This window comes from Corynebacterium tuberculostearicum, assembly GCF_022347235.1.
GTDB classification, from domain to species: Bacteria; Actinomycetota; Actinomycetes; order Mycobacteriales; family Mycobacteriaceae; genus Corynebacterium; species Corynebacterium tuberculostearicum_F.
Genome location: NZ_JAKRDX010000004.1, coordinates 43,567 through 70,469, shown reverse-complemented (window position 1 = coordinate 70,469; position 26,903 = coordinate 43,567). Strand labels below are relative to the sequence as shown.

General features: G+C 62.2%; 27 protein-coding genes. 20 read left to right on the top strand and 7 right to left on the bottom strand.

What is annotated here, in order from left to right:
- The first annotated feature begins 5 nt into the window (after positions 1-5).
- A complete protein-coding gene (locus tag MHK09_RS03360) occupies positions 6-1,373 on the top strand; it encodes a phosphomannomutase/phosphoglucomutase (protein ID WP_250412655.1) in 1,368 nt (455 codons plus the stop codon).
- Here MHK09_RS03360 and MHK09_RS03355 read toward each other — a convergent pair.
- Complete coding sequence (locus MHK09_RS03355; RefSeq protein WP_250412654.1) at positions 1,370-2,725, bottom strand: FAD-dependent oxidoreductase; 1,356 nt, start codon at positions 2,723-2,725, stop codon at positions 1,370-1,372. The genes MHK09_RS03360 and MHK09_RS03355 overlap by 4 nt on opposite strands.
- Before the next feature lie 253 nt (positions 2,726-2,978).
- Between MHK09_RS03355 and MHK09_RS03350 the strand changes: the two genes are divergently transcribed.
- The 4 genes from MHK09_RS03350 to MHK09_RS03335 are packed head-to-tail and all read left to right on the top strand — an operon-like array spanning position 2,979 to position 6,665.
- Positions 2,979-4,655 carry a nitrite/sulfite reductase gene (locus tag MHK09_RS03350; protein ID WP_250412653.1) on the top strand — a complete coding sequence of 559 codons (1,677 nt, stop codon included), beginning with the start codon at positions 2,979-2,981 and terminating at the stop codon, positions 4,653-4,655.
- Positions 4,652-4,903, top strand: a complete 252-nt coding sequence (locus MHK09_RS03345; protein ID WP_005322420.1) for a hypothetical protein — start codon at positions 4,652-4,654, stop codon at positions 4,901-4,903. Before MHK09_RS03350 ends, MHK09_RS03345 begins: the two co-directional genes overlap by 4 nt.
- Positions 4,904-4,914: 11 nt before the next feature.
- Positions 4,915-5,601 carry a sirohydrochlorin chelatase gene (locus MHK09_RS03340; RefSeq protein ID WP_200436104.1) on the top strand — a complete coding sequence of 229 codons (687 nt, stop codon included), beginning with the start codon at positions 4,915-4,917 and terminating at the stop codon, positions 5,599-5,601.
- Positions 5,595-6,665 carry a sulfite exporter TauE/SafE family protein gene (locus MHK09_RS03335; protein WP_200436103.1) on the top strand — a complete coding sequence of 357 codons (1,071 nt, stop codon included), beginning with the start codon at positions 5,595-5,597 and terminating at the stop codon, positions 6,663-6,665. Before MHK09_RS03340 ends, MHK09_RS03335 begins: the two co-directional genes overlap by 7 nt.
- A 106-nt stretch (positions 6,666-6,771) precedes the next feature.
- On the opposite strand, the gene cobA is transcribed toward MHK09_RS03335, so the two are convergent.
- Complete coding sequence (gene cobA / locus MHK09_RS03330) at positions 6,772-7,509, bottom strand: uroporphyrinogen-III C-methyltransferase (protein ID WP_200436102.1); 738 nt, start codon at positions 7,507-7,509, stop codon at positions 6,772-6,774.
- 41 nt (positions 7,510-7,550) lie between these two features.
- Between cobA and MHK09_RS03325 the strand changes: the two genes are divergently transcribed.
- Both MHK09_RS03325 and manA read left to right on the top strand, forming a co-directional pair.
- The gene (locus MHK09_RS03325; RefSeq protein ID WP_244261881.1) at positions 7,551-8,573 is read left to right on the top strand and encodes an exopolyphosphatase; all 1,023 of its coding nucleotides are present in this window, start codon (positions 7,551-7,553) and stop codon (positions 8,571-8,573) included.
- Between the two features lie 6 nt (positions 8,574-8,579).
- Positions 8,580-9,809 carry a mannose-6-phosphate isomerase, class I gene (gene manA / locus MHK09_RS03320; protein ID WP_250412652.1) on the top strand — a complete coding sequence of 410 codons (1,230 nt, stop codon included), beginning with the start codon at positions 8,580-8,582 and terminating at the stop codon, positions 9,807-9,809.
- Between the two features lie 241 nt (positions 9,810-10,050).
- On the opposite strand, the gene MHK09_RS03315 is transcribed toward manA, so the two are convergent.
- A complete protein-coding gene (locus MHK09_RS03315) occupies positions 10,051-10,857 on the bottom strand; it encodes a hypothetical protein (protein ID WP_250412651.1) in 807 nt (268 codons plus the stop codon).
- A gap of 247 nt (positions 10,858-11,104) precedes the next feature.
- Here MHK09_RS03315 and MHK09_RS03310 point away from each other — a divergent pair, with 247 nt between their 5' ends.
- The 9 genes from MHK09_RS03310 to MHK09_RS03270 all read left to right on the top strand — a co-directional run bounded on the left by MHK09_RS03310 (position 11,105) and on the right by MHK09_RS03270 (position 21,655).
- Positions 11,105-11,458 (top strand): DUF4259 domain-containing protein, encoded by a 354-nt coding sequence (locus tag MHK09_RS03310; protein WP_040424829.1) that lies wholly within the window; start codon positions 11,105-11,107, stop codon positions 11,456-11,458.
- Between the two features lie 81 nt (positions 11,459-11,539).
- Positions 11,540-12,154, top strand: a complete 615-nt coding sequence (locus MHK09_RS03305; protein WP_005322408.1) for a dTMP kinase — start codon at positions 11,540-11,542, stop codon at positions 12,152-12,154.
- A gap of 3 nt (positions 12,155-12,157) precedes the next feature.
- Positions 12,158-12,850 carry an MtrAB system response regulator MtrA gene (gene mtrA / locus MHK09_RS03300; protein WP_005322406.1) on the top strand — a complete coding sequence of 231 codons (693 nt, stop codon included), beginning with the start codon at positions 12,158-12,160 and terminating at the stop codon, positions 12,848-12,850.
- A gap of 68 nt (positions 12,851-12,918) precedes the next feature.
- On the top strand, positions 12,919-14,697 hold the full coding sequence (gene mtrB / locus MHK09_RS03295) for an MtrAB system histidine kinase MtrB (RefSeq protein WP_005322404.1): 1,779 nt from the start codon (positions 12,919-12,921) through the stop codon (positions 14,695-14,697).
- A gap of 2 nt (positions 14,698-14,699) precedes the next feature.
- Positions 14,700-16,433 (top strand): MtrAB system accessory lipoprotein LpqB, encoded by a 1,734-nt coding sequence (gene lpqB / locus MHK09_RS03290; protein WP_200436098.1) that lies wholly within the window; start codon positions 14,700-14,702, stop codon positions 16,431-16,433.
- A 141-nt stretch (positions 16,434-16,574) separates the two neighbouring features.
- Positions 16,575-17,096, top strand: a complete 522-nt coding sequence (locus MHK09_RS03285) for a ComF family protein (RefSeq protein WP_234447431.1) — start codon at positions 16,575-16,577, stop codon at positions 17,094-17,096.
- 144 nt (positions 17,097-17,240) lie between these two features.
- A complete protein-coding gene (gene hpf / locus MHK09_RS03280) occupies positions 17,241-17,885 on the top strand; it encodes a ribosome hibernation-promoting factor, HPF/YfiA family (RefSeq protein ID WP_005322401.1) in 645 nt (214 codons plus the stop codon).
- A 225-nt stretch (positions 17,886-18,110) separates the two neighbouring features.
- A complete protein-coding gene (secA, locus tag MHK09_RS03275) occupies positions 18,111-20,696 on the top strand; it encodes a preprotein translocase subunit SecA (protein ID WP_005322400.1) in 2,586 nt (861 codons plus the stop codon).
- A gap of 140 nt (positions 20,697-20,836) precedes the next feature.
- Complete coding sequence (locus tag MHK09_RS03270) at positions 20,837-21,655, top strand: hypothetical protein (RefSeq protein WP_250412650.1); 819 nt, start codon at positions 20,837-20,839, stop codon at positions 21,653-21,655.
- Between the two features lie 22 nt (positions 21,656-21,677).
- On the opposite strand, the gene MHK09_RS03265 is transcribed toward MHK09_RS03270, so the two are convergent.
- The gene (locus MHK09_RS03265; protein WP_150850784.1) at positions 21,678-22,061 is read right to left on the bottom strand and encodes a hypothetical protein; all 384 of its coding nucleotides are present in this window, start codon (positions 22,059-22,061) and stop codon (positions 21,678-21,680) included.
- Positions 22,062-22,237: 176 nt separating this feature from the next.
- Between MHK09_RS03265 and MHK09_RS03260 the strand changes: the two genes are divergently transcribed.
- Genes MHK09_RS03260 through MHK09_RS03250 form a run of 3 tightly spaced genes read left to right on the top strand, consistent with a single transcriptional unit; the run spans position 22,238 to position 23,429 of the window.
- The gene (locus tag MHK09_RS03260; protein WP_204609910.1) at positions 22,238-22,648 is read left to right on the top strand and encodes an HAD-IA family hydrolase; all 411 of its coding nucleotides are present in this window, start codon (positions 22,238-22,240) and stop codon (positions 22,646-22,648) included.
- Positions 22,648-23,163 (top strand): DUF6912 family protein, encoded by a 516-nt coding sequence (locus tag MHK09_RS03255; protein ID WP_436232099.1) that lies wholly within the window; start codon positions 22,648-22,650, stop codon positions 23,161-23,163. Before MHK09_RS03260 ends, MHK09_RS03255 begins: the two co-directional genes overlap by 1 nt.
- Positions 23,164-23,180: 17 nt before the next feature.
- On the top strand, positions 23,181-23,429 hold the full coding sequence (locus MHK09_RS03250) for a hypothetical protein (RefSeq protein ID WP_250412649.1): 249 nt from the start codon (positions 23,181-23,183) through the stop codon (positions 23,427-23,429).
- On the opposite strand, the gene rsgA is transcribed toward MHK09_RS03250, so the two are convergent.
- Together rsgA and aroA are read right to left on the bottom strand one after the other, a co-directional pair.
- Complete coding sequence (gene rsgA / locus MHK09_RS03245; RefSeq protein WP_250412648.1) at positions 23,426-24,451, bottom strand: ribosome small subunit-dependent GTPase A; 1,026 nt, start codon at positions 24,449-24,451, stop codon at positions 23,426-23,428. The genes MHK09_RS03250 and rsgA overlap by 4 nt on opposite strands.
- A complete protein-coding gene (aroA, locus tag MHK09_RS03240; RefSeq protein WP_005326563.1) occupies positions 24,444-25,745 on the bottom strand; it encodes a 3-phosphoshikimate 1-carboxyvinyltransferase in 1,302 nt (433 codons plus the stop codon). Before aroA ends, rsgA begins: the two co-directional genes overlap by 8 nt.
- On the opposite strand from aroA, the gene MHK09_RS03235 reads away from it, so the two are divergent.
- The gene (locus MHK09_RS03235; RefSeq protein ID WP_250412647.1) at positions 25,744-26,391 is read left to right on the top strand and encodes an SOS response-associated peptidase; all 648 of its coding nucleotides are present in this window, start codon (positions 25,744-25,746) and stop codon (positions 26,389-26,391) included. The genes aroA and MHK09_RS03235 overlap by 2 nt on opposite strands.
- Here MHK09_RS03235 and ybaK read toward each other — a convergent pair.
- Positions 26,377-26,880 (bottom strand): Cys-tRNA(Pro) deacylase, encoded by a 504-nt coding sequence (ybaK, locus tag MHK09_RS03230; RefSeq protein WP_005322380.1) that lies wholly within the window; start codon positions 26,878-26,880, stop codon positions 26,377-26,379. The genes MHK09_RS03235 and ybaK overlap by 15 nt on opposite strands.
- Positions 26,881-26,903: the final 23 nt, after the last annotated feature.

Genomic DNA, 26,903 nt, shown 5'->3' with positions numbered 1-26,903 from the left:
AGGTTATGCGAACTCGTGAGCATCTTGATGCAGTAATTAAGGCCTATGACGTCCGTGGCGTGGTGGGCGAAGATATCGATGAGAACTTCGTGCGCGATACGGGCGCCGCGTTTGCCGCCATCCTGCGGGAAGAAGGCGAAAATACCGTGGCTGTCGGCCACGATATGCGCCCGTCCTCGCCGTCTCTGGCGCGCGCTTTTGCTGAGGGTGTGACCTCGCAGGGCCTCAACGTGACCCTGCTGGGGCTAACCTCTACCGACGAGCTCTACTACGCCGCCGGTTCCCTGGAGTGTGCGGGCGCTATGTTTACCGCCTCCCATAACCCAGCCAAGTACAACGGCATTAAACTCTGCCGCGCCGGCGCGGTACCGGTGGGCCAGGAGACCGGCTTGGAGCAGATTAAGCAGATGCTTATCGACGGCACCCCGGAGTTCACCGGCACCGAGGGCGCAATTGCCGAGCAGGAGATTCTGGCCGGCTACGCCGACTTCCTGCGCAAGCTGGTACCGCTGGAGGATTCCAAGCCGCTCGTCGTGGCTGTCGATGCCGCCAACGGCATGGGTGGCCACACCGTGCCGGCCGTCTTCAATGGCTTGCCTTTCGACGTCCGCGATTTGTACTTCGAGCTCGATGGCACCTTCCCGAACCACGAGGCGAACCCCTTGGATCCAAAGAACCTGGTGGATCTGCAGAAGTTCACCGTGGATCAGAAGGCTGATATTGGTTTGGCCTTCGACGGCGATGCGGACCGCTGCTTCGTGGTGGATGAAAAGGGCCAGCCGGTTTCTCCTTCTGCCATCTGTGCGCTGGTGGCTGAGCGCTACCTGGAGAAGTTCCCCGGCGCTACCATCATCCACAACCTGATTACCTCCAAGACCGTGCCGGAGCTCATTAAGGAAAAGGGCGGCACCCCGGTGCGCACCCGCGTAGGCCACTCCTTCATCAAGGCGCAGATGGCCGAGCACAAGGCCGCCTTCGGTGGCGAGCACTCCGCGCACTACTACTTCCAGGAGTTCTGGAACGCCGATTCCGGCATGCTTGCTGCGATGCACGTTCTGGCCGCTCTGGGCCAGTCCGATAAGCCGCTGAGCGAGCTCATGGCGGAATACTCCCGTTACGAGGCCTCCGGCGAGATCAACTCCACCGTGGAGGACCAGAAGGCCGCTACTCAGGCGGTACTGGACGAGCTGGCGGATAAGATTGAGTCCGTCGATGAGCTCGATGGCGTGACCGTGGAGCTCAAGGGATCCGAGGCATGGTTCAACGTGCGCGCGTCCAATACGGAGCCGCTGCTGCGCCTCAACGTAGAGGCAAAGACCGCCGACGAGGTGCAGTCCATCGTCGACGAGGTCCTTGCCATCATTCGCCGCTAAACTTCGGCGCGCGAGTGGGAGACCATGTCCTCCCACTCCACAAACTTCTTACGCTCGCGGCCCTCGCGCTCGCCTAGGGCGCGCTCGGCCGCGTCCAAACGCTGCCAGTCCTGCCACGTCAGGTATTCGATACCTCGCTCGGCAAAGACTTCGGTGATATCCGCGGCGCTGGAGGGGGAGGGGAGGGCGCCAGAAGCGGCGTCGGCAAGTAGCATGCCAATCGTCTCCGTGGCATCGGACTTGGTATTGCCAATCAGACCCACCGGGCCGCGCTTAATCCACCCGGTGGTGTAGAGGCCCGGCACTACCGCGCCGGCCGCATCGATGACATGGCCGCCATCGTTATTGATGACGTTCTTGTCCTGGTTAAAGGGCACGCCATCGACCGCATCGGAGCGGTAGCCGGTGGCGAAGTAGACCGCCTGCACCGGCCATTCGGTGAATTTGCCGGTGCCGTGCACACTGCCATCGCCGTTGAGCGCAGTGCGCTCGGTCTTGATGCCGCTGACCTTGCCGTCCTCGCCCAAGATCTCTACCGGCTGCTCAAAGAGGTGGATCTGCAGGGTGTGTGGCGCCTCCTTGGGATCGCGAATCGCGTACTGCTCTAGCACCTGGCACACCAAGTCGGTGGACTTGCTCTCCTGGCGCGCGGCCAGCGAGGCCTCGTCATAGTCGATGTCTTCGGGGGAGACCACAACATTAATGGACTCGGAATGATCCAGTTCCCTGAGCTCCTGCGGGGTGAACTTGGCCTGCGCCGGGCCGCGGCGGCCGAAGACGCGCACGGTCTCAGCCTGGTTCTTGGCCAGGGACTCGTAGACATTATCGGGGATCTCGGTGACCTTGAGCTCATCGCCGGTCTTGGCCAAGATACGGGAGACGTCCAGGCCCACATTGCCCACGCCAATGACCGCCACCTCCTTGGCGGACAGGTCCCAGTCGCGCTCGAAGCGCGGGTTGCCATCGTAGAAGCCCACGAACTCTCCGGCGCCATGCACGCCGTCCAAGTCTGCGCCAGGGATTTCGCGGTGGCGGTCGCCCACGGCGCCGGTGGCAAAGACCACGGCATCGTAATGCTGCTGCAGCTCGTCCACGGTGATGTCACGCCCGATGTGCACGTTGGTCAACAGGCGAATCTGCTCGGTATCGAGCACGCGGTGCAGGGACTTGATAATGCCCTTAATGCGCGGGTGGTCCGGCGCTACGCCGTAGCGGATGAGGCCGAAGGGTGCGGGCATCTGCTCGATGAGGTCAATCTGTACCTCGCCGCCGGTCTTTTTTACCAGGATATCGGAGGCGTAAATGCCGGCCGGGCCAGCACCGATGACGGCTACCTTCAAGGGCTGATTCATGCTGCGTGAATGCCTTTCTCTTAATCGCGGGGTCTAGACCGCTAGGTTCATTTTTTGCGGCTTATCTTTCTGGCAATTGAACCGTTTAGTCTAGGTTGCGGCAAAGTGATGAATTAGATTCTAAAAATATTCTTCCTTTCATGCAGTTCAGGACGATTGTTTACTTGAAAATAAAAAAGACCGCTTTGTCTGCTCATTTTAGACGGGTACGTTGTCTTTCAATACTTTGGAAAGGCAGGTTGAGATCTACACCATGACCACCGCGACTAATACCAAGCGCACGCCCCGCGCTAAAAAGCCCGAAGGCCAATGGAAGATTGACGGCACCGAGCCCCTCAACAACGATGAGGTAATTAAGCAGGAAGACGGAGGGCTTTCTGCCAAGCAGCGCGTCATCGATATCTACTCCAAGCAGGGATTTTCCTCCATCCCCGCCGATGACCTAGCCCCTCGCTTCAAGTGGCTGGGCCTTTATACTCAGCGCAACCAGAACTTGGGCGGCGAGATGACCTCCAAGCTGTCCAACGCCGAGCTGCAGGACGAGTACTTCATGATGCGCGTGCGCTTCGACGGTGGCCGTGCCGATCCTGCCAAGCTGCGCGCCGTCGGTGAGATCTCGCGCGATTATGCCCGCTCCACGGCGGACTTTACGGACCGCCAGAATATCCAGTTGCACTGGATTCAAATCGAGGATGTGCCCACCATTTGGGACAAGCTCGAGTCAGTGGGGCTGAGCACGTTCATGGGCTGCGGCGACGTGCCGCGCGTCATCTTGGGATCACCGGTTGCCGGCGTGGCCGAGGACGAGATTATCGATGCCACCCCAGCCATCGAAGAGATTAAGAATAATTACCTGCCGCGTGAGGAATTCCATAACCTGCCGCGCAAATTCAAGACCGCTATCTCCGGCAACTCCCGCCAGGACGTCACGCATGAGATTCAAGACGTTGCCTTCGTGGGCGTGAACCACCCCGAGTACGGCCCGGGATTCGATTGCTTCGTTGGCGGCGGCCTGTCCACCAACCCGATGCTCTCGCAGTCCCTCGGCGCCTGGGTTCCCCTAGAGCGCGTGCCTGAGGTGTGGGCCGGTGTGGTCGGCATCTTCCGTGACTACGGCTTCCGCCGCAATCGCAACCGTGCCCGCCTAAAGTTTTTGGTAGCCAAGTGGGGCATCGAAAAATTCCGCCAAGTGCTGGAGGAAGAATACCTGGATAAGCCACTGCTGGATGGCATCCCACTGGAGGTCGAGCCCGGCTCCCGCGATCACTTGGGCGTACACCGCCAGAAGGACGGCAAGTTCTACGTTGGCGTCAAACCTACCGTGGGCCACGCCACCGGTGAGCAGCTCATCGCCATTGCGGACGTGGCCGAGAAGTTCGGTATCAGCCGCATCCGCACCACCCCGATGAAGGAATTGCTCTTCCTCGACGTGGAGGAAGAAGACATTCCGGAGCTCTCCCGCGCGCTCGATGAGACCGGCCTGTACTCCCAGCCGTCCGAATTCCGCCGCGGCGTCATCTCCTGCACCGGCCTGGAGTTCTGCAAGCTCGCGCACGTGACCACCAAGGCCCGCGCCATCGAGTTGGTAGACATCCTGGAAGACACCTTGGGCGATTTGGACGTGCCGATTTCCATCGCGCTCAACGGCTGCCCCAACGCCTGTGCGCGTTCGCAGGTATCGGACATCGGCCTGAAGGGCCAGATTGTTACCGATTCCGAGGGCAACCGCGTCGAGGGCTTCCAAGTCCACCTAGGCGGCGCCCTTGGCCTGTCCCCGGACTGGGGCCGCAAGCTGCGCGGCCACAAGGTCGTCGCCGATGAGGTGCCCGAGTACGTCATTCGCTTGGTCAATAAATACAAAGAGCAGCGCGAGGACGGCGAACAATTCCGCCACTGGGTCCTGCGTGCCAAGGAGGAGGACTTGCAGTGAATTTTCGCCGCCAGCCCAACCCCAACCGCAACCATCCCAGCTTCTGCCCGTATTGCGCCGGCACCGACCTCTTCCCGGATGAGGAAGATGACTTTGCCTGGAAGTGCCAGGAATGCCTGCGGATTTTCTCCGTGCGCTTCCACGGCCAAGACGACGCCCCGGTAGCCCCCGCACCGGCCGTGTCCTCCAACGAGGCATTGAAGCGCTCGCTTGCCCGCCGCGGACACTCCACGGCACCGCAGGCTTAAGGATGCGCCCCATGCCCGCACTTATTACCCTGTCTCACGGTTCGCGGCACCCGGGCGCCGCGGCCGGCATTGAGCGTTTGACCCAGGCCACGGGTCTGCGCCCAGCCCGCGCGGCGCACCTGGAATTCAATGAGCCCGACCTCACCACGGCCGCGCTCGAGCTCGCCCAGCTAGGGGAGACCGAGGCCGTTGTAGTTCCGTTGCTTTTTACCCAGGGCTACCACCAGCGCGTGGACGTCCCGCGCGCGCTTGCCGACGCCGCCCAAACCTCCCACCTTTCCCTCCACCTTGCCCCTGGGCTCGGCACCGGCGAGGACCTCGCCCGCGTGCTCGCCTCCCGTACCCGGCCTGACGATGCCCATGTGGTCATTTACTCCGTCGGTTCCTCCGATACCGCGGCCAACGATGCCATCCGTGAGCTCGCCCACCGCACCTTCGCGCTCACCGGCGTGCCCACGGCGGTGGAATTTGCCACCCGCGGTGGTCGCGAAGGGATCGTGTCCCTGTGCCGCGAGCATCAAGACCCCTCTCGCGTGCGCGTGATTCCGCTCTTCGTGACCGAGGGCCTGCTCCTTGACCGGCTGGCGGGCGTTCCCGCGACCGTCGACCGCCCTCTTGGCACTGATCTCGCGGGCCTCGTTGCAGATCGCTTTCACCACGCCCGTCGCGCCGCACAGGAGGTGTTCGCGCCATGCTAACCCTCATCCTCATCGCGCTCGCCGGTGCGGCCGCCAACCTCGTGGACGGTGGCATCGGCATGGGCTTCGGCGTCACGTCTACCACGATGTTGTTGCTGGCAGGCCTCGGTCCCGCGCAGGCGTCGGCCGTCGTCCATACCGCTGAGCTTGGTACCACGGCCATCTCCGGATTGAGCCACGCGCGCTTCGGCAACGTGGATTGGAAAACCGTGGTCCGTCTCGGCGTGCCGGGCGGGATCGCCGCCTTCTTAGGCGCCACGTTACTGTCGAATATCTCCACCGCTGCGGCCGCGCCGGTGACCGCTCTCATCTTGGTCGGCATCGGCGCCAACCTCATTTGGCGTTTCTCCCAACCACGCCGCCGTGGTTCCGCCTATAAGCGCACCCACTCCACGCCGTTTCTGGCCGGACTTGGCCTCGTGGGTGGATTCGTCGATTCCACCGGTGGTGGCGGCTGGGGCCCGGTGTCGACCTCCACACTCATGGCCATCGGCCGCGAGCAGCCGCGCCGCATCGTGGGTACGGTCAACGCCGCCGAGTTCCTGGTGACCTTCGGCGCCACCGCAGGCTTTATCGTCGGTCTCTGGCACGATATCGTCGCCAACCTGGCCGCAGTCATTGCCCTGCTCATCGGCGGTGCCATCACCGCGCCCATCGCCGCGTGGCTCATCTCCCGCATCAACCCGATCCTACTCGGCGGACTGGTGGGCACCGCCATCGTTGGCCTGAACATCAGCAAGGTGATCGGCGGTGCCGAGACATACTTTGGCTGGGCAGTGCCTGCAGCAGTTACCCCCGCTGCCATCGCGGTCGTGGTCGCGGCTGGTGTAGCGGCCACCATCCGTGGCGCGCTGCGCACCATCCGTGGCGCGTTGCGCACCAGGCGTGCGCGTGCGGCGGAATTGGAAGCCGAAAACGCCGAGGAAGCCGCCCATGCGGATTTCCATGCCCCGGACTATCCGGAGCGCGTCGCTGCCGCCCACCGCGCCCACGGTTCGCGCAAGTCCGGCGTAACCATCGTGCAGGATAAGGCGCCCAAAAGCCCCGCCGCTGACCGCGCGTAGCCCTTCCGCCGCGACCTTTGGCCACGATACGGGCCAAAGCCCGGCTGCGGTGGGGTAGAGCGCGGCCACAAGTTGGCCTCGCGGCCCCTGAAGGCCCCGAGGGGTGCTACAGCCCGGCCACCTCGCCGATGACGTAGACCGCCGGCGCGGAGATCTCGTGCTCGGCCATCGTCTGCGCCAGGGTACCCAAGGTGCAGCGATAGGCGCGCTCGGTAGAAAGCGTGCCCTCTTGGATGATGGCGCAGGGAGTGGAGGGGGAGAGGGAGGCGTCGATTAGCGCACTAGCAATCGCCGGGGCATTTTTCACGCCCATGATGACAGCCAGCGTGGCGCCAGAGCGGGCGAGCGCTGCCCAGTCCACCAAGGACTTTTCATGACCGGGCGGCAGGTGGCCGGAAACCACCGTGAATCCATGGACAATGCCGCGCTGGGTTACTGGGATTCCGACGGCCGCAGGAACGGAAATGGCTGAGGTCACGCCCGGAATGACCGTGGTGGGAATAGATGCATCCGCCAGCGCTTGCACCTCTTCAAAGCCGCGCCCAAAGACGAAGGGATCGCCCCCCTTAAGGCGGGCCACCTTGCGGCCGGCACGGGCGTGCTCGATGAGCAGCTCGTTGATCTTTTCCTGCGAGATTGACTTCTTATAGGGGAGCTTAGAGACGTCAATAAGCTCTTTGGAAGAAATATCACACAGCTTATCGAGCTGCGCCGTAGGTCCCAGGTGATCGGCAAGAATAACCTCTGCATCCTGCAGGGCGCGCATGCCGCGCACGGTAATGAGGTCCCATGCGCCGGGGCCGCCGCCAATCAGGGTTACGGGATGAATCTGTGCGGAAGTCATAGGACTTCATCTTAGTGGGCGCCCGACTATGCTTGGGCCACATGGATACCGGTAATTACGATGCCGAAACCGTGCGCTTTTTCGATGTGGCGCACGAAGGCGCCCAAATCCGCCTAGTGGCCGGAGAAGTGGAGCGCTGGGGCGAGGCGCTCAGCGGGCTCAATCCCCGCTCGCTTGTCATTATTCCCACCGACGCGATTGCCCGCCAGGCCGCCCACCTGGGCGTTGGCCTCGCCGAGCCGCTGCGGATCCCGATTGTGGTGACCGAATCGCTCCCGCGCTACGTGGGGGCGCTGGACCTGGTCGTGGTCGTCGGCGAGCCCGGCGAGTGCGACTGGGCGTCGCGCGCCCTCATAACTGCCAGCCAGCGCGGTGCCACCACCCTGCTCATCGGACCGGCTAAGGGCCCGCTGGTGGAGGACTGCCCGGAGGATACGCTCGTCGCCCCTTGCTTGCCGACGGCCGAGGGTAGCTCGCCCGCGCGCAGCATTGCCGCCCTGCATGCGCTGTGCTGCCTGCTCTATCAGGGTCCGACCGCGGTGAAGGAGACCCTCGAGGACCTTGCGGTGGCCGTGGACCGCGAGCTCGCGCAGCTTTCTCCCGAGCGCGATGCCACCACTAATCCGGGCCGCCAATTGCGCGAGTTTATTGATGGCGCCCGCGTCATCCATTCCTGCGTGCTCGACCCGTACTCCTATTCGGAACGTCGCGAGCACGTGCAGCTCGACGCCCTCGTGGCCCGCATGGCCGCGACCATCTGGGCCGTGCACGGCCTGCCGAGCGCTTATGTGGACCCAGCCGAATTGCGCCGCGCGCTCGACCGGGACTCCGATAGTTCCCCGGCCACTGATCTCTTTTATGACCCCTTCATTGATGGCGATGGTGCTGAGGGCGCTTTGGTACCCTTGAAGGTAGTTTTCTGGGGGCAGGAAGAGGCGAACCTGCCCAACTCGCTTGCAGTCCGCAGCATCGACCCGGAACCGGGCATGGGGCATCTTGCCCGCTCACTGCAGCTTATTACGCGGAGTTTTGCCGCGACCGCCTACGAGATTTCTAAAGGATAGAAACACATGCAGCTGTTGCACAGCGCCACTCGCAATTATTCCTGGGGCTCGCGTACCCTTATCCCGCACCTGCAGGGCCAGCCCGATTCCGACAAGCCCGTCGCAGAGCTGTGGTTCGGTGCCCACCCCGGCGACCCTTCCACGGTAGATGGCCGCCTGCTCAACGAGGTCATTGCAGAGGATCCGGCAGGGCAGCTAGGCAGCCGCGTATCTGCCGAGTACGGCGAGCGCCTGCCCTTCCTGCTCAAGGTGCTTGCGGCCGAGGAGCCGCTGTCCTTGCAGGCTCACCCGTCAAAGACGCAGGCGGAAGAGGGCTTTGCCCGCGAAAACGCCGCCGGTATCGAGCTCACCGCGTCCAATCGCAATTACAAGGACGATAACCACAAGCCCGAGCTCATCGTCGCGCTCACGGATTTCTATGCCATGGCCGGCTTCCGCCCCTTGGCGCGCACCCGCGAGCTTTTTGCCGCCCTCGAGTGCCCTGAGCTGGATCACTACGTTGCCATGCTTGACGACGACCCCTCGGCAACCACCGAGTCCGCCAACCTGCGCGTCCTTTTCACCACGTGGATTACCATTCCGGCTGCCAAGCGCAAGGAGCTCATTTCCGCCATTGTGGCCGCCGGCGAGCGCCTGATCGCCGCCGACCCGGCCGATTGGAAGTCCCGCGTCATGTCCACGGTGCTGGATCTTAACCAGCGCTACCCAGGCGATATTGGTGTGCTGGGCGCCTTGCTACTCAACCACATCGAGCTCTCGCCCGGCGAGGCCGTCTACTTGGATGCCGGCCAGCTCCACGCCTATGTCTCCGGCCTCGGCGTGGAGATCATGGCTAATTCCGATAACGTGTTGCGCGGTGGCCTGACGCCTAAGTTCGTGGACGTTCCAGAGTTGGTCAAGGTCTTGACTTATGCCGCTGCCGACGAGCCGCGAGTGCAACAACAAGATAAGTCCGCCCAAGACAATGTCCACGATGCCGCCGCATGGTCGTACCCGGTACCCATCGAGGAATTCCTGCTGGACCGCGTGGAGCTCACCGGTTCGTCTTCTGTGGATCTTGATTACGACGGCCCGACCATCGCCCTGTGTACCGCAGGTTCCGTAACCTTTACCGATGCTGCGGGCAAGACCCTCACCGCGACCCCAGGCCAAGCAGTCTGGCTGCCAGCCTCCGAGGGCCTCGTTACCGCTACTGCGGCATCCGACGCCGCCGACCTCTTCGTCGCCCGCGCCTAGTCCGCGTTAAGCCACACAAGCACGCTTCGCCGCCGTTCTCCGGTTTCAGGCGAAGCGTGCTTTTCCGTCTTCACTACGGCCGCGTTGTGGCTTGCTCCGCCCAATTCTTGGCGCACATTGTGGCTGCTTCGTAGCTTCCGCGTGCCAGCACATGCAAAACAAGCACGTTTCCCCGATTTCTGCCTTCAAAATCGAGGAAACGTGCTTGTTTTGTTCGCCTACGCTGAGAGCCGACTCCGAATTAGCGCGAAGGCGCCGCTTCGCTCGGTGCCTGCTGGGCCGTGACCGGTGCCTGCTTAGTCGGCACCAAGTCGGTAGGCTCCTGGTTCTGATCGGCGGATGGTCGCTCTGCAGCGGCATGGCCAGTGAGCTGTTCTTGTTCCGCCTTTTCGGCTTCGGGCCGCTCCGTGCCGGCTGGTTCATGGGCCGGTGCGTCGGAAGCCTTGCCCGCATCATCATGCACGGAAGGTTCCTCAGCCGAAGGCTGCTGGGTCGACGGGGCAGTGGTGGCCTGCGGGGTGTTGCCGCCATTGCCACGGTTGCCGCCCTGGTTGTTCTGCGGGGCGCCAGTAGACTGCGAGCCGTTCTGGTTGCTCGGGTAATCAGGCGTTAGACGCTGATTGCCCTGGCCGGTGCCCTGACCACCCTGGGTAGTGCTATTGCCCTGCGAAGCAGTTCCTCGAGGGGAAATATTCTCCGGGCGGTATACCTTGGTGGGCTGGGTTGCCGCCTGTGGGCGCACTACCGCATTAGGGGCGAGAAACGGATCGTTGTTGTGCGGTTGCTGGTGCTTGGCATCACCGGAGGAGGCGGTAGAACTCGTAGCGTGCGCGGAGTGCTTCTTCGAGGGGGAATGGTCCGTGGAAGAAGTGGTGGTCTCCTCTGCTGCAGTGTGGGTCGGGGAGACGGAGGTGGTCGCGGACTGATCCGCGGCATTGGAATAGTTGGCGCTCGGCGAGCTCATGCGCCAGACGGCGACTCCGACGACGACCGCGGCGATCAGTCCGGCCACAATGAACACGTAGACGCGGCGCGAATCTGGCTTCATCGTGGCTGTCCTTTCTATGAGGTGGGCCGTTTAAGCCCAAGGGGGGAGGGCGATCCAGTGCCCCGGTAACAAGTTGGTAACGAGACTATCATGTTTGGGAAACATTGCGACGGCGTCGCGTTTCTGTGATAAGTAAACAAAAAGGCAGTTCACGGGCGTAGAAGGCCATGCAAACCTTTTCATCGTCTGCTTTCTTTCGCCAAGAAAGCGTGTATAAATGGCGCTGAAAGCACCGAAGGAGTCAAAAGTGAGTACTTGGGACGAAAATATTTTCAGCACGGACCTCAACATCGATTTCTTGGACGAGATGGCAAACCTCGATGAAGAAGGGGTAATCCGCGCCGTCGAGGATGCCTGCGAGGTCGCACACAGCAAGCCAAAACTCAGCGAAGAAGAGGAGCAGAACGCTCAAGCGGCGGCCACCATTGCTGCCATTTGGGCTGGTGCGCCCTTTAGTGCGGGCGAAGTTGTCGAAGACTACCCCTATATTAGGGAGCTGGTGGGCTCTGGCAGCGAGAGCTTGACGGAAAATGCTCTCGAGGTGCTCGAAAACGTCGAGGAAGAATATGACCTCGAGCCTTTCATCGAGGCCCTGTCCTAAGTCGCACCCACTGCTTGCGGCAGCGGCCGCGAGACAGTGGCCCCGCGGATGAAATAACAGAAGGGAAGATAGCCCACACCTATGCTGATCAGCATTGAAGGAATCGACGGTGCCGGTAAAAATACGTTGGTCTCCGCACTCAAGGAGTCGTTGGACCGGCCCGTAGAGGTTATTGCCTTTCCGCGCTATGCAGATTCGATTCACGCGCAGCTAGCGCAAAAGGCACTCTATGGAAAGATGGGCGACCTCACGGATTCGGCTTATGCCATGGCGACGCTATTCGCGTTGGATCGCTATGGCGTCAAGGACCAGCTGCAGCGCGCCAAGGAATCCGACACTGTGGTGCTCCTGGATCGTTACGTGGCCTCCAATGCGGCGTATTCGGCGGCGCGGCTCGAAGACGATGCAGTGATGGAGTGGGTGCACAATCTGGAATTTGGCACCCTCAGCCTGCCGCAGGCGGACCTGCAGGTGTATTTGGATACGGCGGTAGAGGTGGCGTCGGAAAGAGCGCAGGCACGAGCCCAAGCGGACGCCAGCCGGGAACGCGACCGCTACGAACGCGATGGCGGGTTGCAAGAACGCACCGCCGCGGCCTACCGGCGCCTAGCAGATGCGGGCTGGGGTGGACGCTGGATCGCTACCGCCGATGCGGATACTATTATTTCAGCGATAAAAGACCTTGTAGGAGAATAAAACGTGGCGCCCAAGATTTTGGTTGTCGATGACGATCCGGCTATCTCAGAGATGCTGACCATTGTGCTCGAGTCCGAGGGGCTCAAGCCCATTCCGGTCATGGACGGCAATGACGCCGTGCCTGCCTTTGAGCAGCACGAGCCGGATCTCATCCTGCTGGACCTCATGCTTCCGGGCATGAACGGCGTAGATATTTGCCGTGCCATCCGCCGTGAATCCTCCGTGCCCATCGTTATGCTGACCGCCAAGACCGATACGGTTGATGTGGTACTCGGCCTTGAATCCGGCGCGGATGATTACATCACCAAGCCATTCAAGCCCAAGGAACTCATCGCCCGCATCCGTGCGCGCCTGCGTCGCACCGATTCCGCGGAATCTGAAATCCTGGAGGTTGCGGACCTTGTCATTGATGTGCCGGAGCATACCGTGCGCCGCACCGATGGCACCGAGCTGAACCTGACCCCGCTGGAGTTTGACCTGCTGCTGGAGATGGCGCGCCGCCCCGGCCAGGTACACACGCGTGAGTCGCTGTTGGAATCCGTGTGGGGCTATCGCAATGCTTCTGATACCCGCCTGGTTAATGTGCACGTCCAGCGCCTACGTGCCAAGATCGAGCACGATCCGGAAGACCCGCAGATTGTGCTGACCGTGCGCGGCGTGGGATATAAGACCGGCAAGGCCGGCGCCGGGGAGTAAGGACCATCGGCATCATTGAGCGTCTAAGGCGCATTCGAGACGCCTTCATTACAACGTGGCGCACCTCTTTGCAGGCGCGCGTCATTGGCATGATCTTGGTCGCCTCCTCGGTGGTCATGATCATCTTGGCCTACGCGTTGGTGTCCGTGCTTACCCAACGCCTGGTCAGCCAGAAAGAAGACGTGGCCCAACAGGAGCTGGAGCGCGCCCGCACGGCCGTGGAACAGCAGATCGATGCCACCAGTTCTGCTAACTCCGTCCAGGTACGCATCAACTCTGCGCGTGCTGCGTTGGGCCAGCTCTCCGCCCAGCAGGGCGATACCCAGACGGTTTATGAGCCAGTCATCGTGGTGGAAAACCAGGATGGCTCTGTTACCACTTCGCCCGAGGATTTCCCCGTGCCGGATCAGTTGCGGGAGATGGTGGATCAAGGCCAGATTGCGCAGCAGTATTTCCCGGCGCCGCGCGAAAATGGTGATTACTACAACGCCTTGCTGGTAGGCACGCCTACCGATACCGATATTCCCCATACACAGGTCTACCTGGCGTTGTCCATGGAATCGGAAGAATCCACCATGGCGCTGATGCGCGGCCTGCTCTCGGCGGCCGGCGTAGTGGTCGTGGTGTTGCTGGTGGGCATTGCCTGGCTGGCTACCCAGCAGGTAATTACGCCGATTCGCTCGGCCTCGCGCATTGCACAGCGCCTGGCGGCGGGTCATTTGAAGGAGCGCATGGCCGTCGATAGCGATGATGAGATGGGCCGCTTGGCCGCGTCCTTCAATAACATGGCCGATAAGCTGTCCTCCCAAATTGCGCAGCTGGAGGAGTACGGCGATTTGCAGCGGCAGTTTACTTCCGACGTCTCCCATGAGCTGCGCACCCCATTGACCACCGTGCGTATGGCCGCGGACATGATTGAGGCGGAAAGCGATAGCCTGCCGCAAGGCGCCCAGCGCGCTTCCCGCCTCATGTCGAGCGAACTGGACCGCTTCGAGGAGCTGCTCGCGGACTTGCTGGAGATTTCGCGCCACGATGCTGGCGTGGCGGATTTGTCGACGGCAGCCATTGATCTGCGCTCCTGTGTGGAGGCGGCCTACGGGCAGGTGGAGCATTTGGCCCGCGAGCTCGACGTGGAGGTGCAACTCAACCTGCCGGAGGAGCGCATCGGAGTCGAGGCCGATTCCCGCCGCCTCGAGCGCATCTTGCGCAACCTGCTGGCCAACGCCATCGACCACTCGGAAGGCAATCCGGTGGCGGTCGACGTTGCTGCCACGGACACTGCTGTGGGCGTTACCGTTACGGACCATGGCGTGGGCCTAAAACCGGGCCAAGAAGAGCTGGTATTCAACCGCTTCTGGCGTGCGGATTCCTCCCGCAAACGCCACTCCGGCGGCACCGGTTTGGGACTGGCTATCGCCCGCGAGGACGCCGTCCTGCATGGCGGCACGCTAGATGCCACCGGCTACGAGGGCTTTGGTTCCCGCTTCCGCCTCATTATTCCGCGGACCCCGAATACCGAGGTGGGCGAGGATCCCATCGCTGTGGAGATTCCCGGCGCACCCGTCACCAGCACTGCGGCCGGTAGCGAACTGGCAGAACCCGAAGCTGAAGCTACAGAAGCACAGGACACTGGCGCCGACGCGCCGGATGCCGGGCCCGCCTCTGCAACGCCGGCCATTTCATCCGGCATGAGCTCACCGCACGTCGAGAAGAGTGACAGGGGCACTGATGGTGAGACGGAGGGCGATGGCATCCTCTGGCCTTCGGAACGCGAACTTAACCGCGGCGCGGCCGCCCCGGACAGGCGCGCCTATAAGGCCCCGGACTTTGAGGGCAGGAGGAAGTAAGCGTGTTGAGAGCGAAGTATCGCAAGACCGCAGTTGTTGGCACCGCAGCGGCCGTGCTTTTTGTCAGCGGTTGTTCCACCCTGCCGAATAACACAGGTCCGCAAGTAGTCGGTACCTACCAGCAGCAACCGGATGGCCCGGAAGAAGTCATTGCACCGCAACCCGGCGATGACCCGGACTTGACATTGCGCGATTTCTACCAGGCTTCCGCCGTGCCGGGAAACGACCATGAGGTCGCGCGCGGTTTTTTGACGGATAACGCCCGGGAAGCCTGGGACGCCAGCGGCGATGTGATGGTGGTCGATAGCTTGGACATCGTTACCGCGCCCGCTAGTAAGCAAAGCTCGAGGGATAATGAGCGCGCCTTCACGGTGCGCGGCACTATCATCGGCCGCCTGAAATCCGGCGGTGCGTACGTGCCGGAAAATGAGGGCTACGAGGCCGTCATCTACATGAAGAAGCAAGACGATAGGTGGCGCGTCGATGGCTTGCCGGCAGGGGTAGTAATGGAGCGCAATGAAATGCGCAATCACTACACCCCACAATCGCTGTACTTCTTTAAGCAGAGCAACGATGTGCTGGTTCCAGACCGCCGCTGGCTGTACAAGGGCGGCGAACAATCGGAGTCGACGCTCCTTACGCTGTTGATGGAGGGACCTTCATCTAGCATTGCTCCCGCTACCCGCCGGGCAGCGGGGGAGAATGTCACCTTCGCCGGCTACGATCGCGAACAGGGCTACCAATTCGAGGGCCTTGCTGACCTAGACGCCCAAGATCGCACCCTCTTTGCAGCCCAGCTAGTGTGGACGCTCACGGAAGCCGGCCATACCGGCCCCTTTAAGGTCAAGGCCGATGGCGGTGACTTGGTGGAGGGCATGGATAGCCTCAGCGTGGATGACTTCGCGGACTATAACCCGGAGGAAAGCAGCACCTCTTTGTCTAAGCTCTACGCCCTTAATGAGGGCAACCTGCTGGAGGTGGACGATGGTGTGGCCGAGCACGTGAAATCCACGCTGGGCAGCAGCGGTGACGTGCAATCCGTCGATGTTGCCGATAGCGGCCTCGTTGCGGCCGTGCGCCGCAAGTCTAATAGTGAATTCTCGCTGCAGATAGGCGAGCTTGACGGCCAGCTGCAGGATTCAGTGGATGGCCCCACACTGGCACGGCCCACCTTCGAGTACAACGGGCAAGCCGCCTGGACCGTGGTCGATGGCGATCGCATCGTGCGCGTGGTGCGCTCCAAGACCACGGGCCGCATCTCCGAATCCGAGGTGGATGCCCGCAGCATCGACGATATTGAGGGCGAAATCTCCGTTATCCGCTTGTCCCATAGCGGTGCGCGCGTGGCCATGATTATTGATGGCCACGTGTACATTGCGGCCGTTGCCCAATCCAGCAGCGGCGATAAGCGCATCGTCAATGCCCGCGAGGTAGGCCCCGAAGTATCTGGCTCGGCACTATCGCTGGACTGGAATGCGGATGGCTCGCTTATCGTGGGTACTTCCTCGAGCCAGTCGCCCGTATGGCGCATCGAGCAGGATGGTTCCTCAGCCTCGACCATGCCCACCGGCAATATCACCGCCCCCGTGGTGGCCGTGGCAACCTCGCCTACCAAGCTCTTTATTACTGATTCGCACGCCATGCTGGAGCTTCCTTCCACCGTGATGGACGAAACCAACTGGCGCGAGGTCTCCGGCCTGCAGGGTCGGCGTTCTTCCCCTATCGTTTCTAATTAGCCGCCAGAGGGCCTGCGCGGCTGGGGAGAGGCGATTATGGGCTTGGGGGAGCTTATTTTTCCGCGTGCGTGCGCTGGGTGCGGCGCGCCGGGTGAGGTCTTGTGCCCACCGTGCCGCGATCACCTGCGGCAGCCGCCCTACATGGTGGCACGGCCCCGGCTGCTGGGCGCGCCTGTCTATGCTCTCGGCCCCTATTCCGATATTCGCCGCCGCATCATCATTGGCATGAAGGAGCGTGGCAATCGGCCGGTGCGCGAGTATGTGGGGGCCGTCTTCGCGGCCGGGCTGGCTCATTTGAGCGCCCGCGGCGATATCCCGCGCGAGTACACCCTCGTTCCCGCGCCTACTCGGCCGCGTTCGGCGCGGGCACGCGGCGGCGATCCGGTGTCCGCTGTGTGTCACGCCGCGGCGCAGCACCAGCGCGTGGGCGTGTGCGCGGCGCTCACAATGGGCCAGTCCACCGCGGACCAGTCCGAGCTCAACGCCCAGGATAGGTGGGCCAACCTGCAGGGCCGAGTCCGCGTGCGCGCCCCAATTGCGCAGGGCCCTGCATTGCTTGCCGACGACGTCATTACCACCGGTGCCACCCTCGCCGCGAGCATCGCCGCCCTGCAGGCCGCGGGTGTGGAAGTCTGCGGGGCATTGGTCTTTGCGGATGCCTAGATAGGGGTGGCGCCCACCCTCGAGGTAGGGGAGTTGCTTAAAAATTTCCCGCAAAGGTCATAACCAGTGCTACCATGAGGAGTGTCACAGAGAGATAGTTACTGTGATTGATTCTAGTCCCCACTACTCAAGGGAGGCATCTCAATGTCCCAGCCAAACAAAGCTCAGGTAACGATTACGGGCCGCAATGTCGAGGTCCCCGAGCACTTCCAAGAGCGAGTTAATGACAAGCTGGCCAAGATTGAACGCCTTGACCCCACCCTGACCTTCTTCCACGTGGAGCTGCAGCACGAACCAAACCCGCGCCGTGACTCCGAAGCGGAGCGTCTTCAGATCACCGCTACGGGCAAGGGACATATCGCCCGCGCTGAAGCCAAGGAAGATTCCTTCTACGCAGCGCTCGAAACCGCCTTGGGCAAGATGGAGCGTTCCCTGCGCAAGGTGAAGGTGCGCCGCGAAAACGTCAAGGGCGGTCACCGTGCACAAAAGGGTACCGGCGAGATTGCCGCTGAGATGGTGGCCCAAGCTGAAGCGGAGCGCGCCAAGGAAGAGCGCTACGTTGACCCCTATGCTGAGACCGTGGAGGACGTTCGCCCCGGCCAGATCGTGCGTACCAAGGAGCACCCGGCTACCCCGATGAGCGTGGATGATGCCTTGAGCGAGATGGAGCTGGTGGGCCACGACTTCTTCCTCTTTGTCAACGAGGAGAACAATAAGCCGTCCGTGGTCTACCGCCGCCACGCCTACGACTACGGCATTATCTCCCTGTCGGAAGACGCTGAAGCTTAAAGGAGCTCATACATCTCTTAGCTAACGACCCTGCTGCGAGTATGCAGCGGGGTCGAATGTGTGGTTAGGGGAGGGGGCGTCGGCAAGCAGGTTGCGGGGGATATACAGGCTGAACGGAGGCTGTCCGCCTGCCCTTTGTGCTAGGCGGGAGATGCTTTGTGAAAGCGAGTGAGTACAATAGCGACGAGTTAACTTTATTGTCGCGACTAGAAGGACTAACTAACCGTGTTTGGACTTTCCAAGCTGCTGCGCGCGGGCGAGGGCCGTACGGTCAAGCGCCTGGGCAAAATGGCAGACGATGTAATTGCCCTTGAGGATAAGTACGCGGAGCTTTCGGACGACGAGCTTAAGGCGAAGACCGACGAGTTCAAGACTCGCCTGCGAGACGGCGAAGAGATGAATGACATCTTGCTCGAGGCCTTTGCCACCGTCCGTGAGGCTGCCTGGCGCGTCCTCGATCAGAAGCACTACCGCGTGCAGATCATGGGCGGTGCGGCCCTGCACTTCGGCAACGTCGCCGAGATGCGCACCGGTGAGGGCAAGACCCTGACCTCGCTGCTGCCGGCCTACCTCAATGCCCTTGACGGCAAGGGCGTCCACATCGTGACCGTTAACGATTACCTGGCAAAGCGCGACGCCGAGATGATGGGCCGTGTCCACCGCTGGCTCGGCCTGTCCGTGGGCGTCATCCTGTCCGAGATGCGCCCGCCAGAGCGCAAGGCCGCCTACGATTGCGACATTACCTACGGCACCAATAACGAGCTGGGCTTTGACTACCTGCGCGATAACATGGTCCGCTCCCTCAACGATGTGGTCCAGCGCGGCCACAACTTCTGCATCGTGGACGAGGTCGACTCGATTCTTATCGATGAAGCCCGTACCCCGCTCATCATCTCCGGCCCGGTAGATGGTTCCTCCCAGTTCTATAGCGTCTTCGCGCAGCTGGCCCCGCGCATGCGCGAGGGTATCCACTACGAGGTGGACCACAAGAAGCGCACCATCGGCGTGCTGGAAGAGGGCGTGGAATACGTCGAGGATCAGCTCGGCATCGATAACCTCTACGCCCCCGAGCACTCCCAGCTGGTGTCCTACCTGAACAATGCCTTGAAGGCTAAGGAGCTTTTCACCCGCGATAAGGACTACATCGTCCGCAATGGTGAAGTCATGATCGTGGACGGCTTCACCGGCCGCGTGCTGGCCGGCCGCCGCTACAACGAGGGCATGCACCAGGCCATTGAGGCCAAGGAGCAGGTGGAGATTAAGAACGAGAACCAGACCCTGGCTACCGTTACCCTGCAGAACTACTTCCGCCTGTACGAGAAGATCTCCGGCATGACCGGTACGGCGGAAACCGAGGCCGCCGAGCTGCACTCCATCTATGACTTGGATGTGGTGCCGATTCCTACCAATAAGCCGAATCAGCGTGCCGATCACTCTGACCGCATCTACAAGACGCAGGAAGCTAAGTTCGCTGCCGTAGTGGACGATATTGCCGAGCACGTCGAGTCCGGCCAGCCGGTTCTGGTCGGTACCACCTCCGTGGAGCGCTCCGAGTACCTGTCCCAGCTGCTGTCTAAGCGCGGCATCAAGCACAACGTGCTTAACGCTAAGCACCACGAGGAAGAGGGCCAGATCATCGCCCGTGCGGGACGCCCCGGCACCGTCACCGTGGCTACCAACATGGCCGGCCGTGGTACCGATATCGTGCTCGGTGGCAACCCCGAGGTCATCCTCGATGAGAAGCTGCGCGAGCGCGGCCTAGACCCATTCGAGGATGAAGAGAAGTACCAGGAGGCCTGGGAAGCAGAAATCGATTCCGAGAGGGAGCGCTCCAAGAAGCTGGGTGACCAGGTGCGCGAGGCCGGTGGCCTCTACGTGCTGGGCACCGAGCGTCACGAGTCCCGCCGCATTGATAACCAGCTGCGTGGTCGTACCGGCCGCCAGGGTGATCCAGGCGAGACCCGCTTCTACCTGTCCATGCGCGATGAGTTGATGGTGCGCTTCGTGGGCCAGTCCATGGAAAACATGATGAACCGCCTCAACGTGCCGGACGATGTCCCCATCGAGGCCAAGATGGTTTCCAACTCCATCAAGGGTGCCCAGGCGCAGGTGGAGAACCAGAACTTTGAGATGCGCAAAAACGTCCTCAAGTACGACGAGGTGCTCAACGAGCAGCGCAAGGTGGTCTACGCTACCCGTCACGACATCCTTGATGCCGGAGATATTCAGGACAATATCCGCGGCATGATCGATGACACCGTGTCCGCGTATGTCGCTGGCGCTACCGCCACCGGTTACGTGGAGGACTGGGATTTGGACGCGCTGTGGAATGCGCTGGATTCCCTCTACGGCCCCACCATTTCCCATGAGGAGCTGGTGGAAGGCTCCGAGTATGGTTCCCCGGGTGAGCTTTCTGCTGAGCAGCTTCGCGACGCCCTGGTGCAGGACGCCAATAATGAGTACGACAAGCTCGAAGAGTCTGTGACCGCCATTGGCGGCGAGCAGCAGATGCGCAATACCGAGCGCATGGTCATCCTGCCTATCATCGACCAGAAGTGGCGCGAGCACCTCTATGAGATGGACTACCTCAAGGAGGGCATCGGCCTGCGCGCGATGGCGCAGCGCGATCCGCTGGTGGAGTACCAGAAGGAGGGCGGCGAGATGTTCAACGCCATGAACGATGGCGTGAAGGAAGAGACCGTCCGCCAGCTGTTTATGCTGCGCAAGCAGTTCAAACAGCAGGAAGAGGAGCAGGCCGGCGAATCCGCTGCTACCGCTTCCGGCAACGGTGAGGGCACCGTAGAGGCCTAGGCCTCGGCGTCCTTCCTCCGAACCCGCCCCGTCCACGCTCCTGAGAGTGGGAACGGGGCGGGTTTCTTTTCAGGAAAAAATGAGTAGAATATAAGAAACCTGTCCATTCTGCTTATTTCCTGTGAGGAGCTCCACTGACGATGCGCCGCCGCTCTCTGCGTCTCGGTATTACGACGCTCCTGTCTGCCACCTTGCTCGGTGGCGCCACGCCGGCCGTGGCCTATGAGATGCAGCGTGATTCTGCCACCTCGTTGCGCATTATTTTGGATTCGGGCGAAAAGATTGAGCAGGATAACGCGGCTGCCGCCATCCTGGCTATTGCTACCCAGCGCAAGGAAGCATTGGTGGCCGATGGAATTTTGTCCCAGGACAAAGCGGACGCCGCCTTCGAGTACTACTTTGGCAAAGCCCGTCTCAATACCGCGCGTACCGATGGCAGTATTTATTCCACCCCGCTGGACTTCCCGTGGGAGCCAGAGGAGCGGACGCAATCCCTAGACGGCAAGCAGTACACAGAAGCGGCCGTATTGGATTACCTCGACATGCTGGGTGCCAACTATGCCCAGGCGGTAATTCGCGCTGAGCTGGGCGAGTTTACCAAGGACTTGCCGCAGGCCCCTGCCGGCAACGCGGTGACCTCTCAAAGTGGCCAGCTGCCGACCATCGGGGAAACTGGCTCCGCCTTCCCGGATGAGTTCCCTGCCTATGCGGCGGCGCTGCGCGATATTGTCACCATCACCAAGCAGGTCAATGCACCTTTGGAGCAGGCCGCCGTCTCGCACCGTGATGCGGGAACCGTGCCTGAGGATGCGGCGGCGAATGAGCATTCCGGTCTATCCGCCTTCGAAGGTGGCCTCCTAGCCACCGGTATTGCGGCGCTGACCAGCGCCGCCGGATTCGGATGGTCCGCGCTCGACTGGTCCGAAATCCTTTCTCACCTGGGCCAGTTCTTCTCCTAGGCGCCAAGCCCTGCCCGCTGAGTTAGAGCAAGCGGAACGACGTTAAACCGGTGGGGCTCGCCGAACCCGTAAATGCATGCTGCTGTTGGCCTATGTGGGCGGAACCAAAGTACTCGCCATTGGGCCGCGCGTGCAGGCTGGTCAATTGCAGTCTGTCCGTGGCATAGGGGCTTGTGCGCCGGCGCACCCACGATCCAATGTGCAGGCGGATGGCATCCGAATAGCGCGGTGAATTGAGATGGGCTAGCGGGCGATAGCCGGCGGCTACCTCGAGCGCGAAGACTACCCAGCCTTGGATGCGGTGTTGGGCGGCGACTTCCGCGGACGTCGGCAAGCGGCCATAGTGCACGCGGTGGGGTGCAATGAAGAGTTTGAGGTGCGAGTAGCCAGGAATGGGCTCGTACATGGTGGGGAAGTAGTACTCCTGAATAAGGGCAGGAGGCGGACGCGTGATAATTGTCTCATGCCCGCCCCAACCCCGCCATTTCTGAGGGTTTCCTGAAAGGCGTGGGCGCGAATGAGCGCGCGGTTCGCTATACTCTCGGGGAGTTAAAGAGAATCGTAACCAAAGGATTTAAGTACATGCGTGGTCTAATCGTTGACTATGTCGGCGTCCTTGACGGCACCGAAGAAGACAACCGCCGCTGGAAGGCGCTGCTGGCCGCCGCCAAGGCAAATGGCGCAGCAACCGCCATCCTGTCCAATGACCCAGGCGGACCAGGCGCGGAGCACATCCGCGAGTGGGAGTACCGCGGAAACGTCGACGCAGTTGTTCTCTCCGGCGAGGTGGGGGCGGAAAAGCCTGAGGTCGCAGCCTTCCAGGCGGCCGCAGATGCCCTAGAGCTGCCGCTCAATGACTGTGTCATGGTTGATGATTCCATCCTCAACGTGCGCGCCGCCGTGGAATCCGGCATGGTGGGCTTTTTGTACACCAGCTTTGACCGCGTCTCCGTTGAAATCCAGGCAGTCTTCGATATTGAAGGTGAGTTTTAGTGGCTAAAGCCCGCGTTTACATCCCTGCTACCTACGCTATGCTGGCGGAGCTGGAAGAAACCGGCTCGCTGTCCGCGCGCTCCGGCTGGGGTTTCATGGTGACCCCTGCGCTGCAGGAGTTCTATACCGAGGGCGATGAAGAAGAAATTGCCTACTCGGCATTCCTCGAGGCCTCAATGGCCTCCATGCGCCTTTTGGCCATCGGCGATGAAGAGAAGTTCCCGCACCGCCGCGTGGTCATCTCGGTAGACTTGGATGATTCTGTCATTACCCCGCGCCCGGATATGGGTGAGCCGGTGGTAGAGCTTAAGCCGGCACAGTTCAGCAAAGACGACCTAGCGGCCATCCACGTGGATATTGCGGAGTCCGAGGAAACCACCGCGAAGGCCATCGAGGCTATCGATACCGCAGACTTGGGCGATGAGGATGCGGAGCTGGCCGTGGGCGATGCACTGGATAAGTTCATGGCCTTTTATCATCCCACCGAGCTGCCGTTCCTCGTAGAACTGCTCTAATTACTCAAGGAGAAAATATGACTAAGCGCTTCAAGAACCTCGCTGCGGCCACCGTTACCGCAGGCGCAGCCCTCATCGCCGCGCCGGCCGCCCTGGCAGATACCACCCCAGCTGCGGATGCGGCTGCCGACGCCGTGCCCACCACCCCGTGGCTGGCGCTGCTAGAGACCTCGTCCCAGGGCACCTGGGGCCAGATCCTCGATGTGGTCTTTGGCATCATTGATGGCCTGCTAGGCGTTATGGCCGATACCGGCTTCCACCTCTAATTTTCCCACTCCACGTTGGTGCGCAGGGCCTCGAGTAGGCCGCGCACCGCATCGCGCCGCCGCGCACTGGCGGTATCAGGAGAAATAAGCGCGGGGTCATCGAGGCCGCATTCTGGGTCCGCAGGCGGGCCCATATGCGTACAACCGCGGGGGCAGTCCTCGATGGCTGCGGCAAGGTCTTCAAAGACGCCTAGCACGTCATCGGCATCCACGTGTGCGAGGCCAAAGGAACGGATGCCTGGAGTATCGATAATCCAGCCGCCGGTGAATGCATCCTCGGCGGGGAGCGGGAGCGCCACCGATTGGGTGGAGGTGTGCCTGCCCTTGCCGACGCCCGATACTTCCCCTGTCTCCCTATCCGCGTCTGGTACCAGCCGGTTGACCAGGGTAGATTTACCCACGCCGGAATGTCCGATGAGCGCGGTGACGTGGCCGTCGATGTGCTGGCGCACCGCCTCGAGCCCGTCTTCGACGCCGGCTTCCACCACCGTGACGTCGAGATCGGCGAACTCGGCCGCGAAGGGGGCAGGATCCGTGAGATCGGTCTTGGTCAGGCACAGGATGGGGTGGATATTGCCCACAAACGCAGCGATGAGGGCGCGCTCGACAAACCCGGAGCGCGGTGGCGGATCGGCTACGGCGGTGACGATGAGCATCTGGTCCGCATTCGCCACCACGATGCGCTCATAAGGGTCGGTGTCATCCGCCGTGCGCCGGAGGACTGAGGTGCGCTCTTCCAGCTTCACAATGCGCGCTAGGGTGTCCTTCTTGCCGGAGGTATCGCCCACGACGCCCACGCGGTCGCCCACCTCGATGGCGGTGCGGCCCAGTTCACGGGCGCGCATGGCGGTGACGCGGGGGCCGTCGTCTAGCGCTACGCCCCAGCGCCCGCGGTCCTTGGTGATAACCATGCCGAACTTGGCATTTTTGTGCTTGGGGCGGTCCTTAGTACGCGGCCGCGAGCCCTTGCCGGGGCGCACGCGCACATCGGATTCATCGAAAGAACCGAAACGCCTAGCCATTGCTCTCCTGTTGCTCGGGGTCCACCATCGTCTCCCACATGCGGTCGAAGCCGGGAAGGGTCTTCGCGGTGGTGGCAATGTCTTCTACCTCTACGCCCGGTACCCGCAGGCCGATAATCGCGCCCGCGGTGGCCATGCGGTGATCCGCGTAGCACGGCCACTCCCCGCCGTGGAGAGGGGCGGGGTCGATGTGTAGGCCGTCGGCAAGCTCGGTGACCTTGCCGCCGAGGGCGTTGATATTATCCGCCAGCGCCTTCAAACGGTCGGTCTCGTGCCCGCGCAGGTGCGCAATGCCGGTCAGGGTAGAGGGGGTGTCCGCCAGGGCGCACAATGCCGCGACGGTGGGGGTGAGCTCGCCAATATCGCCCATGTTGCGCTCGATCCCCTGCAGCGCGCCGTCTTTGGCGCCCTTGGCAGTAACAAAGCCCGGCTCTTGGGTGACCATGACACCCATATCCACCAAAATATGCCGAATGGCGTCGCCCGGCTGGGTGGTATTGGCAGGCCATCGCTTAATGGTCACGCGGCCGCCGGTGACGGCAGCGGCGGCAAGGAAGGGCGTGGCGTTGGAGAGATCCGGCTCGATTGCCCACTCCCGCCCGGCAATCGGGCCAGGGTGTACGGTCCAGGTATTCTCCCCGGAATCCACGCGTACGCCGGCTTGGCGCAGCATGCCTACGGTCATCTCCACGTGCGGCATAGACGGCAGGGGACCGCCCTCGTGGGTGACGGTGATGCCCTTGGCAAAGCGCGCGCCGGCCAGCAGGAGTCCGGAGACGAACTGCGAGGAGCCAGAGGCGTCGATAGTAACCTCGCCGCCTTCCGGTACCCCGTGCGAGCGGACGGTAAAGGGCAGGCTATCGCCGTCCACCTCGACGCCGAGCTGGCGCAGTGCATCTAGGGTGGTGGACATGGGGCGGGCGTAGGCCTGCTCGTCGCCGTCGACAAGCACGGCGCCGTCCGCCAGGGCCGCAACCGGCGGGATAAAGCGCATAACGGTGCCGGCTAGGCCGCAGTCCACCGTGGCACCCTTAAGCGGGCCTGGGGTGACGTGGATATCCTCGCCTTCGTGCTCGAAGCGCACGCCCATAGATTCCAGGGCCTTTTCCATCAGCTGCGAATCGCGCGAGACGAGCGGCGCGCGCAGGGTAGAAGGGCCATCGGCCAACGCCGCCAGAATGAAGGCGCGGTTGGTAATAGACTTCGAGCCCGGCACGTGCTGGGCCCACGTAATGGGGCCTGCCGCTTGCGGGGCGGACCAAGGTTGAGACATATCGTCCATAATAGAGGGCATGTGCGGAAGATTCGTTCTTTTTACCGAGTCCCTTCTCGATGAAGTGGGCGCGCTGCCGGGAGTTACTGAAGTCCATGCCCCACAAGGCACCCCAGGCCCGCGCTACAATATTGCGCCCACCCAGCCGGTGGCAATGGTGCGCGTGCACGAAAGCCTCGCCCAGGTCGACCCTGCGCGGTGGGCACTGCTGCCGCACTGGAAGAAGGACCTGGATGGTCCGCCGTTGTTTAACGCCCGGGCGGAGACGGTGGCCAGCAAGCCCTCCTTCCGGCATGCCTTTAAGGGGCAGCGCTGCCTTATCCCCATGGACGGCTACTACGAATGGCACCAGGAAGAAGGCGGCAAGCAGCCCTATTACGTCCGCGCGGAAGAGGGCCTGTTGTGGGCGGCGGGCCTATGGGAGACCGGCCTAGACCGCCTGTCCGCCACGATTGTCACCACTGCAGCGACGGAAGAAATGGAGTGGCTGCACCACCGCCTGCCGCGGTTCTTGGCGGCCGAAGAAATGCGTACCTGGCTGGAGGGCAGCCCCGAGGAAGCCGCTGAGCTGCTCTTGCCGACGCCCCTGCGTGGCTTCCACACCCACCCCGCCGACAAGGCCGTGGGCAGTGTATCCAACGATTATCCGGAGCTACTCGGCGAGTAGATCGGCAAAGCTGGCAGAGCACAGCTCTGCGAGGTCCTCCGCATTGAGCTCGATATCGAGCCCGCGGCGCCCGCCGGAAATAAAGACGGTATCGAAAAGGACGGCGGTTTCCTCAATGACCGTGGGCAGCGGGTTTTTCTGGCCCAGCGGGGAAATGCCGCCGGGAATGTATCCGGAGGATTTGGACGCGTCATGCGGAACCGCCATGGCAGCCTTAGAAACGCCGTGGGCAGCCGCGGCCTTCTTGAGACTCAGGTGGTGGGTGGTAGGGATGACGCACACCGCCAACTGCCGCTTGGGCCCTTTTCCCGCCGTTAAATCGATGACCAGGGTTTTGAGCACGCGTTCCGGCTCTACCTCGAGGGCCGCCGCGGCGTGATCGCCGAAGTGATCCTTGCCCGCCTCAAAGGTGTACACATGGTGGTCTACGCCGGCGTCTTCCATGACTTTGAGCGCTGGGGTGGCTGCATGCGGGGACTTTTTGGACATGACTGGGATTCTAACGCTACGCG